This window comes from Streptomyces acidiscabies (genome assembly GCF_020010905.1).
In the GTDB taxonomy this organism is placed as follows: Bacteria; Actinomycetota; Actinomycetes; order Streptomycetales; family Streptomycetaceae; genus Streptomyces; species Streptomyces acidiscabies.
The window spans coordinates 729,723-741,727 of record NZ_JAGJBY010000002.1 but is presented as its reverse complement, the minus strand read 5'-3'; the positions used below and the strand labels follow the sequence as shown (position 1 = coordinate 741,727).

Here is a 12,005-nt window from a genome sequence, read left to right as displayed (position 1 = left end):
GAGCCCCGTACCCGGCACTTGACCGGGTGCGGGGCTCGCTGCGTGCGTCATTCCGCCTTGCGCAGCGGGCAGCTCACCGGCAGCACCCGCTCGGACAGCTGCCCCGTGAGGTGCGTGTCCGTGAGGTCCGCCTCCGCCAGCCAGTCCGCCGTCGTCAACTGCTCGACCAGGTCCTTGAGTTCGGCGGCGTCGACCGGGACCCACGCGGTGAGCCGGTCCAGCGCGATGCCGCCCCCGCCGGGGCCGAGACGGCCCGACGCGTCGGTCTGGGCCGCCAGGGCCAGGGTGAGCAGCCGGGTGGTGGCCGGGGCCTTCTTCTTGCGGAGCTTCTTGTCCGAGACGACCCGCTGCGCCCAGCCGGAGAGCTTGGGCCGCATCTTCTTGCCGAACGTGAACGGGCCCGCCTCGTCCTCGGCCGGCACCAGCGAGGGGACCGTGATCGGGGTGGGGTTCTCCGGGCGGGAGGCGAGCAACTCCTCGGCCGTGCACGGGATCTCCAGCCAGCCGCTGCCGGTCAGCTCCTCGACGAGGGCCTGCGGATCGGTCAGGCCCAGGCCCGTGAGGTCCTGGCCGACGAGGTTGCCGGTGCCCGTGTGCGCCGTCCGCAGCGTCAGCATCAGCACCGCGAGACGGGCCTCCGGGCCGGGCAGGGGCGTGTGCTCGGCGACGTACGCCAGGACCGCGCGCGCGTGCTCCCACTGGGTCAGGCCGGTCAGCAGCCGGGTCACGGCCGGGCCGTCGCCGTCGATGACCCCGTCGACCGGGCCGCTGTAGGCGATGCCGGTACCCGTGCCGGTGCGCTGCTCGTGCTGCATCCGGATCGTGGCGGCGGCCTGCTCGGCACGCTGCGCCTCGAACCGCAGGACGCCCTCCAAGGTGGCGTCCGCCCACGCGACGAAGGCGCGCGCCTTGCGTTCCTGGAGGTCGGCCAGGACCGCGAGGTCGGGCTTGTCGCGCTTCTGGTAGGCGCGGAAGAGGTTCCCCAACTCGATGAGCTCGTCCCGCAGTTCGACCGGGCGCAGGTCGTTGGGGATGATGCGCTGGGCGATCTTCGCGATCTGCGGGCGGCGGCGGGCGGGGGCCGTCTTGGGTGCGGGGCGGGGGGCAGGGAGGGGGGCGGCGGGCTGGTGGTCGGAGAACTGGGGGGTGATGGGCTGGTGGTCGGAGAACTGAGGGACGGCGGGGCGGCCGGGGGGCGTACCGGTGCCGGAGCCTGCGGGCGTGCCTGTGCCGGGGGCCGTGGCTGCGGCGGAGTGCGCGCCGGTGCCTGCGGGGGCGTACGCGGAGTGCTGCGCGCCCCCGCCCACGCCTGCGCCCGTACCTGCGCTCCCGCCCGCGCCTGCGGCCGTACCCGCCCCACCCGCGCTCGCGCCTGCGCCCGCAACGCCTGACCGGTCAGCCCCCTGCCCCCCGGCCCCCTGCGCGGCACCCACCGTCCGAGCCCCAGGCGTAGCCGCCACACACCGCGAACAACACTCCATGGCCTGCCACCACCGCCCCTCCCGATCGGTGACCACAGCCAGCACAACCGGCCCACCACACCGCCAGGGCTCGGCCCGAGGGTTCCGCCCGACGGCAGGCATGTGCGTACGACACCCATCGGCCCTGCACGCGCAGTACACCCCCTCCCGAGGAGCCGGCGCGGCACGCAGATGCGCCTTGAGGTGAGCGACCGCAGCCGCCCGCCCCTCGGCCGCCGTCGGAAAGCGCTGCTCGGCACAGGCGGGACGACTGCACGACACCCGCACCACCCCGCCCCGGCCGACGGGGTCCAGCCGCACCGTCCACCGGCGCCCCGGCACCCGCTCGTCCACCCCGCCCACCTCGGCCTGCGTCATCCTGTGTCTTCCTCCCGTGCCCTGCCCAAAATGCTAGGGCGCTTCTGATGGATCTCCGCGGCGTCGCGACGCCCGGCACGCACTCTCGCGGCACCGCGCGAAAGCCCCCGTAGCTCCGCTACGAGGACTTCCACGCGGCACCCCGAGAGCACGCACCGAACGCCGCTCCTTCATCCACGGATATCCATCAGAAGCACCCTAGCCGCCGCCACCGACAGTGCCGAACGGCCTACGCGGACGCCGAAGCCACCGTACGGGGGCGCCGACGGCCCTGGGAAACCCACCGGCGCACCTCCGAGAACCTACGTCGGCCGACGCGATGCCCGGCCAGGCCCGATGGCTTTGCACTCCCGCGACCGACATCGTCACCGAACCCGGCCTCGCTCTGCCTCACCTGCTCGCTCTCTGCGGAGCCGAGGCCGAGTCGTGGAACGCCTTGCTCAAGGCCCTCGGCTTCAGCCACGCCGATCCTCACCCCGGTTGTCGACCCCTGCCGGCCCCCGGCAACGAGTTGTGACAGGACGGTGCCAGTTCTGCCCTTCGCATCCGGGCGCCCCCCGCCGCACACTTGACCAAGGACAGCTGTTGCCGCCGGAGGGGGACGGGACATGCGCGACAGTCATCGGGTCGAGGCCGAGCGGTTGGTGGTTCGGGCTGTTGAGGAGGAGGTGCGGAGGTCCGGGGGGCGGACCGACGGGAAGGTGCTGCTCGGGCGGGCGCGCGGGGCGCTGGACGCCATGGCGGAGACCGCCGGCGCCGAGTACGAGGCGTACACGCGGGCGTTGAGCGAGACCGAGGCGGCGAACGTGAGCTTCGGGAAGCGGTACGCCGAGGAGGGCGGCCGAACTCCCCTGCTGGTGGCGGGCGTTGCCGCGGTGACGACGACGCTGGCCGACCTGGTGCTCGGGACGGACACCGGTACGGCGTTCGGCGCGGGCCTCGCGGTCGGGGTCGTCGGCGCCGCCGCGACGGTCGTGAAGGTCGCCGGCACGCATCTGCCGGCCGCGAGCCGCCGCGCCGGTGCGGCCGGACAGCCGGGCGGAGCCGAGCAGTTGAGGCTCCAGTGGCTGACGGCGTTGGAGGTACGGGGCATCCGCCCGTTCCTCGACCAGCAGCGGGTGCTGAGCGCGTCGACGGGCCCGAAGGCGACCGGCCCGCAGCTGAAGGGCGCCGACAAGAGCGCAGCCGCGCGCGGCCGTACGCTGCTTGAGCAGTCGTACGCCCAACTCCCCGAGTCGTCCGGGGTGTTCGCGGGGCGGCGGCAGGAGCTGGCGAAGATCAGGCAGTGGGTGCAGGCGGGCCGGGCGTCCACGCGGACACGGCCCACGGTGGTGGTGCTGCACGGCGAACCCGGCAGCGGGCGTACGGCACTCGCGGTGCGCGCGGCGCACGATCTGCGCGACCAGTTCCGGGGTGCGTGTGTCGTGGACCTGCGCGGCGGTTCGGACGAAGGCCCGCTGTCGACGCGGGACGCGCTGCTGCACCTGCTGAACCGGCTGGGCGCGCCGCGCGAGCAACTCCTGTTCCGGGAGCGGTCGTCGGCGGACCAGCAGGTGAAGCGGCTGAGCGAGCTGTACTACCAGCACCTGACGAAGCTCCCGGTCACGGTCGTCCTGGACGACGCCTCGGACCCGGCGCAGGTCCGCACCCTGATCCCGGAGCGCTCGGACAGCCTGGTCCTGGTGACGTCCCGTACGCCGCTCCCGCTGCCCACCGAACTCGGCGCGTGGGTCCACGAGTTGCCGGTACGCCCGCTGGAGGCGGCCGGCGCGGAGGAGCTGCTGGCCGCCGCCGCGCAGGACAGCACGGGCCCGTACGACGCGGAGTCCACCGACCGGGTCCTGGACCTGTGCGGCGGCCTCCCGTTGGCGCTGCGCATCGCCGGTTCCGCGCTGGGCCCGCGTTCGCCGCGTCAACTCGCCCTGGAACTGGGCGCGTACGGCCCCGTACAGCCCATCGACCGTGCGCTGTGGCTGCGTTACACCGACCAGCCCGAGCAGACCCGGCGTCTGCTGCGCCGGCTCGCGCTCGCCGGGCGGGCCTCGCTGGGGGCCGCCGCCGCTGCCGCGCTCCTCGCCACGGACCGGACCGAAGCGGCCCGGCTGCTGGGCGAGTTGGCGCGGGCCGGGCTGATCGACCGGGTGCGCGGGGACCGGTTCCGGCTGCACGACGTGGTGCGGACGTTCGCCGCCGCGCGGTTGCAGGACGAGGAGGAGACGAGCGAACTCGTCGCCGCGCAGGAGCGGTTGATCGTCAGCTACTCCGAACTCGCCGACTCCGTACTCCGGTTGGTCGACGGCAACATGTCGACGCGTTCCGACCGGTTCAGTCCGCACGGATTCACGTCCCTGGACGAGGCGTTGCGCTGGCTCGACGACGAGTCGAGCTTCATCACCTCGACGCTGCGGCACGCCGAGGGCGTCGACCAAGCCGCCGTGCTCTCGCTGCTGGGCGCGCTGTGCGACTACTGCCTGCTGCGCGGCGACCTCTACCGGCTCGGTGAGATCAGCGAGTTGGCGCAGTCCATCGACCGAGGGCTGCTGGTGCGGTCCGTGCAGTGGCGTACCGGGATCGCCGCGCGGCAGCTCGGTGAGCTGGACAAGGCGCGCACGACGCTGACGTCCGTCGTCGACCTGTATCTCCAGTCGCATCACGACGCCGGGGCCGCGCGGGCGCTGTGCTCGCTCGGGATCACGCTGCATCACCAGGGGAACCTGGTCGAGGCCGCCGTGAAGCTGCGCGAGGCCATCGACCTGCAACAGACACCGGAGTTGGCGACCGACCGGGCGTGGAGCATGCACGCGCTGGCCGCCGTCGAGCGGGACCGGGCGCGGTTGCCCGAGGCGCTGGAGCTGCTCACCGAGTCGCTCGTCCTGCATCGGCGGGGCGGGTCCGTGCACGGGGAGGCGTGGGCGCACTACCAGTTGGGGCAGTTGAACCTGCGGCGCGGTGAACTCGACGCGGCGTTCGGGGAGTTGAACCGGGCGATCGAGCTGTACGGGCGTACCCGTGACTCCCGGGGTGAGGCGTGGGCGTTGACGCAGCTCGCGCGGGCCCGGCTGATGGCCGGGGACGCGGCGCTCGCGGCCGAGGATCTGCGGGCCGCCGCCGCGCGGCACCGGGAGAACGAGGACGCGCGGGGAGAGGCGTGGACCGTCTACTACCTGGGGCTCGCCCTGGAGGAGACGGGTCAACTCGACCGCTCGGTGCGCGAGTTGGAGCGCTCTCGGACCATGTTCTCCCGTATGCGCGACGTGTACGGTCTCGCCTGCGCCCGCCACCACTCCGCCCGCGTCACCCGCGATCAGCGTGCCGCGCAGACCGGGTCCCTGCGTAACTCCGGGTTCGCGCGGCAGTTGCTGGTGGACGCGCGCGCCGATTTCCAGCGGATCGGGGTCGCGCACGGGGAGGCGTGGACGTGCCTCGAACTCGCCGTCGTCGATGCGGGCAATGCGCGTACGGCGCAGGCGCTTTCGCTGTGCGACGAGGCGGTGGCTCTGTTCGCGTCGTACGGGGATCGGCGGGGGGAGGACTGGGCGCGGTTCCTGCGGTGCACGTTGTTGCCGTATGCCTCGCCCGGCGGGGTTGAGATCGGGACCGCTGTCGCGCAGGAGGAGTTGGTCCAACTTGGGCGGGAGGGGCATGACTTGCGGGACGAGAAGCTTGGTGACTTCGTCGAGGCGTATGGGTTGGTGCTGGAGCGGGGGGTGAATTTGGAGGCGGGGTGGCAGGCTTGGCGGTTGCGGATGGTGCCGGGGAGGCATGCTCGGGAAGTTATGGGGGTGGCGGTGTCTGCCGGGGCGGCTTAGGGAGGGGGCGGGGTGGACGTTTATCGGGAACTTCTCCGGCGTCGGATGGTGGTGCTGGACAGGGAGGTGCGGCTCCCTCCTGGGGTGCCGGTGATCCGGGTCGAGGACATTGGGGTGTCCGAGCCGCCGGAGGTGACGTTGCTGCGGGTGCTGGGGGCGCTGGACCAGGGTGGGTACTCAGACGTCGAGGAACTGCTCGGCTCCCTCCGGGAGTTCGCGGAGTTCGTCGTCGAGTTGTGCCGTCAGGTGCTGCCGAGGTTCGAAGGCTTGGTCCTGCGACTCGACGGACCCGGACAGCCGTTGCTCGATGTCATGGAGTCGCTGGCGACGAGCGGGGTGGTCATGGTGCTGGCCGTCACCGCGCCGCAGGATGTGCCGCAGCGCTTCCCGGAGACGCTGGATCCCGAAGCGTTGCGCCTGTGCGAGAGACTGGCCGCGCTGACCACGACCGGTCCTCTTCGGGTGCCGCTCGCTCTCGTGTCGGACCTGCCACCCGAATCCACCCGCCAGTTGACGAGAGCTGGCCTGGCCGACATGAACAGCAACGGGATACGGCTGCACAGCACGGCCGCCGCCGAGATCACACAACACTGGTCCGCTGGCGAGACCCGCATCCGTGCCGTCGTGGCACTGAGCCGGTTGTTGGGCACGTGTCGGCCCGAAACGGTCGACCGGTTCGGCTGGACGTACGTCCAACTCGCCGGACGCCTCCTGGACCTTTCCCCGGGCCTGACGTCCAAGGCCACCGTGGGTTCCCTGGCCGAGGAACTGAGACGGTCCCAGCAGGCGTTGGCGCTGGCCGCGCTATCACTGTTCGCGAGTTCACCAGTTGCGACCTCCTCGCGATTCACACTCGCCGTGGCCGAATGGGAAGAGGGCGATCTCCGCACCGCCACCCGATTGCTCGCCGAGATCCCCGAACGCCGCCCCGCCGACGGCTGGGTCCTGCACACGCGTGCCGCCGTCGCCTGCGACCGAGGCGACCTGCGCGGCGTAGGTCCCTTGCTGCGCCGCGCGATCGAGGCGCACCAGGTCGCCGGGGGCCGGCGCGGTGAGGCGTGGGCGATGCTCCACTACGGTCACTGGCGGCTGCTGAGCGGCGACTTCGACGAGGCGGAAAAGGTGATCGACGCCGCTCGGGTGGCTTTCCAGGACGTCCATGACACTGCGGGCATGGAATGGGCGGGCGTCGAACAGCAGCGGCTCACCCTGCTGTTGAGTATCAGCGGTTTCGTGAGCGACGCCTCTCTCGACCCCAGATCCACGAGACCGCGTCAGGAGATCGGGCGGGTCAACGACTGGGCCGACTTGTTCTTCGCACTGTCGCAGACCTCCTCCCAGCTGCGCCGGACACCGCTCATGTCCTCGGACCAGTTGTGCGCGGCCTGGGCACGGCACTTCGCCTGCGTAGGGCCCCTGCAATTCCCGTACTCCGACACAGACTTGATCATCGAACTGACCCGGAGCGTCGGGGCGTTCGCCCACCTAGGCTGCCCCCACGGCGAAGCCTGGGCCTCCCTCGAACTGGCCATCCGCACCCCCCACCTCCCCTCCAGCCCTCACGCCTTCGCCAAAGCCCGAGCCCGCTTCCAATCCATCGGCGACGAAGCCGGCCAAGCCTGGGTAACCCTCGCCCAAGCCCTCGCCAACAACGAAGACCCACCCCCCGAAGCCCTACACGAACTCTCCCGCCGCTACCCACCCGCCCTCCTAGCCACCACCGAATGGCCCTGGGAACACGGCCGTTTCCGCATCCCCTTCGCAGCCCGCCTCCTCATCCCGGAGCCCCGCTACGAAGCCACCCAACTCCGCCTCCCCACAACAGAATCCCGCGTCCGCCTCACCCTCCACGACGACAACCGCCTCACCCTCCAGGTCATCCCCGGCCGCCACCACCCGTGGTCCACCACCCCCACCCTCCCCTGGCTCACCGCGAGGGCCACCCCCCTCACCCCGGCGGACATCGAACCGGAGCACGCGGTCCCCATCCGCCCCGGCCCCCCAGACAACACAGACACCGGCGCCGAGTTCCACTTCACCCCCCACCGCCCAGGCCACCACCGCATCCGCTTCACCGTAGAACACCACCTAACCGGCACAGTCCTCCAAGAACTGGAGACAGAGTTCGACGTAACAGACACCCCCGGCACCGACCTAACCGGCACCACCCCCACCTCCCTCAGGAGGACCTGACCGGTGCCAAAAGAACTCCCCCTCCGCATCACCCAAGACCCCAGCCACGGCTTCACCCGCCACCCCTCGTCAACGATCCGCCACCCGGACCTGGTCCTGACCCTGGACACATACGCGGAGAACCACATCACAGCCCGCGCATACGGCACAGCCCTCCCCCCGTCCCCCCACGAGTACACGGCCCGCCTGGACGTCTCCCCGACAACGATCCGAACCAGCGCGGCACGTCTACGAACCCTGTGGAAAAGGGAGTTGGTGGCATACGAGCCGATCGACCAGGCAACCGGCATACCGGTGAGCGAGCCCTACGCAACCCGCATGGACCTCACAGACGAACCCGAACTCGCAGAGATCCTCGACGAGTTGGCAGAACAGGGCGCCTACCTCCTATGGCACGAACTCCTAGGCGCGGACGGCCGAGGAGCCGACCGCCTGCGGAAGGTCGTACAGGAAGCCCTGACCAGCGAGAAGCCGCTCAGAATCAGAGTGGACTCCCCCCTGTTCCTACCCTGGCCAATGCTCGCGCTCCCAAAGGGAGTTGAGGAAAACCCCCTGCACCGCTTCCTGGGCTACCGCCACCAGATGGAACAGACAGGCGGCAGATACGCAGACTTCCCGGACGAGTCCGACCCTCAACTCCCCCCACCCGTCCCGGTCGTAAGCCTGAACCACGACAAGAACATCGACCCGTACGGCCGCACAAGAGCGGCGGACGTGGCAACGGCGCTCACGCAGGGCACCGTATGCGTAGAACGCTCCCGCCGCGACGAACTACTCACAGCACTCAAGTCGGGCCGCATGGACGACCAGTTGATGTACTTCTGGTGCCACGGCAGATTCGAGGCGGCACAGGACGCAAGCGCACCGTTGCTAGTGCTGTGACCGGAAAGGTTCACCGGGGTCGGGAGCGGGTGAGCCTCTGGAGGGAGCGGACGGTCCGTGGGCCGGGCGTGAGAGGATCGCGGCCGTGACCATCAAGCTTCATGACTTCGACGGCGAACACTCGCTGACGTTGGATGTCGGTGGCCTGGCTGCTGATGCCGCAGTGGTCGATGCAGAACACGAGCCGAACGGATACTTCTGGGAAGGTCTCGTGCGGTTTGCCTGGCCAGACATCGCCGAGCGCCTCGACTTCGACAGTGAGGCCGGCATGTTCTGCGCGGTCGGGAGTCCGAGCGACCTCGCGCTTCTCAAGACGGCCGTTGAATCAGTCATCACCAGCCCCGAGGCAGTCCGCGAGATCATCGCCCGGGCGGAAACTTCGGGCTTCGAGTTCGACGATTAAAGATCCAACCGGATAGCAACACCAGTTGGGTCAGGATGCTGTGCTGAGGGGGCGTCCGCCCCAGCGGATGCCCTTCTCGCTGCGGATCCGGGCACGCTCCTTGCGCTGGGCGGCCAGCACGTCGGGGTGTCGGGCGTTCTTGTTGCGCCAGCGCAGGTAGGCGTGCAAAGCCCGGGTCTGGGTGGGGTGGCTGCGGTGGTTGGAGTTAGCGACGGTGAACTGCCGCAGTGGTCCGAAGTGGGCCTCGATCGGGTTGGCCCAGGATGCGTAGGTGGGCGTGAAGCACAACTCGACCCTGTTCCTCCTGGCCCAGCGCCGGATCATCTCGCCCTTGTGGGCAGACAGGTTGTCCAAGATGACGTAGACCGGCGCGCCGTCCGGGCGGGCCGTGCGGATCGACTTCAGCGCGGCCAGGGCGTTCGCGGCGCCCTTCTTGCAGCGGTTGACGCCCCACAGGGTGTCGTCGCCGATCGAGTAGCAGCCGTGGAAGTAGCGGACGCCGTGGGTGCGGTGATAGGTCGCGGGGTGCCGCTCGGGGTAGCCGGCAGGGGCCCAGCCGCAACCGCCGGTGGGGCGGATGCCGAGCGGGCCGAACTCGTCGAACGCGAACACCCGGTCCGGGAACCGCTCCAGGACGTGCTCGATCCGGTCGAGCTTGGTGTCACGCTCGGGGTCGGGTGATTCCTTCCATGTCTTGGTGCGCTGGAAGGTGATGCCGCGGCGGGCGAGCAGGCACCGTAACGCCTCGCGGCCAATCCTGATCACGCGACCGTGCACGCGTCGCAGGTGGGCGGCAAGTTTGCGGACGGACCAGCGGGTGAAGGGCTGGCCGAGCTTGGTCGGGCGGGTGGTGGCCGTCGCGACGACGAAGTCCTCGTCGTCAGGACTGAGCAGGCGGGGACGGCCTCCCGCCCACTGAGGGTCCAGGCAGGCCAGGCCGATCTCGTTGAACCGGTGGATCACGTCGCGGACGGTGTCCTCGTCTGCCTGCACCAGCAGGGCAATCACCGGGACCCGGTTCCCGCCGGCCGACGCCAGCAGCATCATCGCGCGCCGGTAGCGCACCGAACTGGTGCTGCCCCGGCGCACGATCTGCTGCAGCTTCTGCCCCTCCTGGTCGGTCAACCTGCGCACACGGACAGGCTCAGCCACCACACCCCCAGCGATCGGACGAACGGACGTCACCGGACATCCAACCGCCGCGACCACCAACCCGGCGAACCTTCCCGGTCAGAGCACTAGTCGTACGCCTGACAGACAGTCAGGACATCGACGCGCACACGGTATTGGCAAGACGGACGGCAGGCCTGCTGCCGCACCGTCCACTGGTGCTGTTCAACGCGTGCTACGCGGGCCTGCCGGGCAGCGCAGACCTCACATACCTCGGCGGCGCACTGATCACGGCGGGCGCGGGCGGCGTACTCGGCCCGCAGATCGAGATGCCGCAGGTGTTCGCGGCGGAGTACGCGTACGCGTTCGTCACCCGCTACCTGGGCGCAGCCGACACAGCGGGCGAGATCGCCCACACGCTGGCCCGGCACTTCGCGGACACGTTCCACAACCCGCTGGGGTTCGCGTACGCGCTGCACTGCGGAATGGACCGACGGCTGGAGCGGGCCGCACCAGTGCTGTGACACACGTCACGCGACACTGTGCGGCCCGGTCGTCACGACGTACCCGTAGTACGACCGAGCCACCGACCGGTCAGCCCTTGGCCGGCTTCTCAGCTGCGGGAGCCGACGCCGGGGCCTCCTGCGCGGAGGGACCCCCGGGTTCCTTGAAGTCGACCCGGTTCATGTGCTTGCTCATGCTCTTCATCAGCCCCCACACGGCCAACGCCATGGCGGCGAACACGATGAAGCCGAGGACGCCAGGGGTGACCTTGTTCTCGTCGACCTCCTTGGCGAGGAGGACGAAGTGCGTCATTGCCGGGCTCACGCTTGCGCTCATATCAGGCATTGTCGCGGATGCCCGCAAAGAGGTCGTCCTCGGGGATGGACGTATCGACGAGAGCCTTCGCGAGCTCGTACTCCTCGGTCGGCCAGACCTCCCTCTGGAGCTCCATCGGAACGCGGAACCAGCCGCCGTCGGGGTCGATCTGGGTGGCGTGCGCGAGGAGCGCCTTGTCGCGGATCTCGTAGTAGTCGGCGCACGGGACGTGCGTGGTCAGGACGCGCTCGACGGCTTCGAACTCGTCCCAGCGCTTCAGCCAGTCCGCGTACGGGGACTCCATGCCGCGCGAGATCATCGCGTCGTGCAGGGCCTGGGTGCGCTGCCGGTTGAAGCCCTGGTTGTAGTACAGCTTCCGCGGCTGGTACGCGGGCCCGTACTCGGACTCGGGGTACTTCTCGGTGTCCGCCGCCGCATCGAAGGCGATCATCGAGATCTTGTGGGTCATGATGTGGTCGGGGTGGGGGTAGCCGCCGTTCTCGTCGTAAGTGGTGATCACTTGTGGACGGAACGAACGGATCTTGCGTACGAGTTCCCCGGCCGCCTTGTCTTCGTCCTCAAGGGCGAAACAGCCCTCCGGGAGCGGCGGCAGCGGGTCGCCCTCGGGCAGGCCGGAGTCGACGAAGCCGAGCCACTCCTGCTTGATCCCGAGGATCTCGCGGGCCTCGTCCATCTCTTTCTTGCGCACCTCGTGGATGTGCGCCTCGATGTACGCGTCACCCTGGAGCTTCGGGTTCAGGATGGAGCCGCGCTCCCCGCCCGTGCAGGTGACCACCAGGACGTCCACCCCCTCGGCCACATACTTCGCCATGGTGGCCGCGCCCTTGCTCGACTCGTCGTCGGGGTGGGCGTGGACGGCCATCAGTCGCAGCTGATCAGTCAAGACTCATCCTCAGTCAGTCGGCACCCGGTCGTCCGGTGTGCAATCAC

Annotated in this window: 9 protein-coding genes; 5 read left to right on the top strand and 4 right to left on the bottom strand. The window is 70.1% G+C overall.

Translation table 11 applies throughout. The annotated features are described in order from the left end of the window. Positions 1-47: 47 nt before the first annotated feature. Entirely contained in the window at positions 48-1,838 is a 1,791-nt protein-coding gene (locus J8M50_RS30420) for a hypothetical protein (protein WP_050987329.1), read from the bottom strand. A gap of 608 nt (positions 1,839-2,446) precedes the next feature. On the opposite strand from J8M50_RS30420, the gene J8M50_RS30415 reads away from it, so the two are divergent. The 4 genes from J8M50_RS30415 to J8M50_RS30390 all read left to right on the top strand — a co-directional run bounded on the left by J8M50_RS30415 (position 2,447) and on the right by J8M50_RS30390 (position 9,125). Beyond that, positions 2,447-5,647 (top strand): tetratricopeptide repeat protein, encoded by a 3,201-nt coding sequence (locus J8M50_RS30415; protein ID WP_010356832.1) that lies wholly within the window; start codon positions 2,447-2,449, stop codon positions 5,645-5,647. A gap of 12 nt (positions 5,648-5,659) precedes the next feature. Then, a complete protein-coding gene (locus J8M50_RS49340; protein WP_141655618.1) occupies positions 5,660-7,840 on the top strand; it encodes a tetratricopeptide repeat protein in 2,181 nt (726 codons plus the stop codon). Positions 7,841-7,843: 3 nt separating this feature from the next. Beyond that, positions 7,844-8,722, top strand: a complete 879-nt coding sequence (locus J8M50_RS30395; RefSeq protein ID WP_010356830.1) for a hypothetical protein — start codon at positions 7,844-7,846, stop codon at positions 8,720-8,722. 85 nt (positions 8,723-8,807) lie between these two features. After that, positions 8,808-9,125: an Imm51 family immunity protein gene (locus J8M50_RS30390; protein ID WP_010349935.1), complete on the top strand. Its 318-nt coding sequence runs from the start codon at positions 8,808-8,810 to the stop codon at positions 9,123-9,125. A gap of 30 nt (positions 9,126-9,155) precedes the next feature. Here J8M50_RS30390 and J8M50_RS30385 read toward each other — a convergent pair whose 3' ends face one another. Then, entirely contained in the window at positions 9,156-10,277 is a 1,122-nt protein-coding gene (locus tag J8M50_RS30385) for an IS630 family transposase (RefSeq protein WP_305793695.1), read from the bottom strand. A gap of 176 nt (positions 10,278-10,453) precedes the next feature. On the opposite strand from J8M50_RS30385, the gene J8M50_RS30380 reads away from it, so the two are divergent. Further along, positions 10,454-10,759 carry a hypothetical protein gene (locus J8M50_RS30380; RefSeq protein ID WP_029183976.1) on the top strand — a complete coding sequence of 102 codons (306 nt, stop codon included), beginning with the start codon at positions 10,454-10,456 and terminating at the stop codon, positions 10,757-10,759. A gap of 70 nt (positions 10,760-10,829) precedes the next feature. Here J8M50_RS30380 and J8M50_RS30375 read toward each other — a convergent pair whose 3' ends face one another. After that, positions 10,830-11,084: a hypothetical protein gene (locus J8M50_RS30375; protein WP_075661235.1), complete on the bottom strand. Its 255-nt coding sequence runs from the start codon at positions 11,082-11,084 to the stop codon at positions 10,830-10,832. Continuing rightward, positions 11,077-11,958 (bottom strand): mycothiol conjugate amidase Mca, encoded by an 882-nt coding sequence (gene mca, locus J8M50_RS30370; RefSeq protein ID WP_010354615.1) that lies wholly within the window; start codon positions 11,956-11,958, stop codon positions 11,077-11,079. The genes J8M50_RS30375 and mca overlap by 8 nt, the downstream gene beginning before the upstream one ends. Positions 11,959-12,005 lie beyond the last annotated feature (47 nt).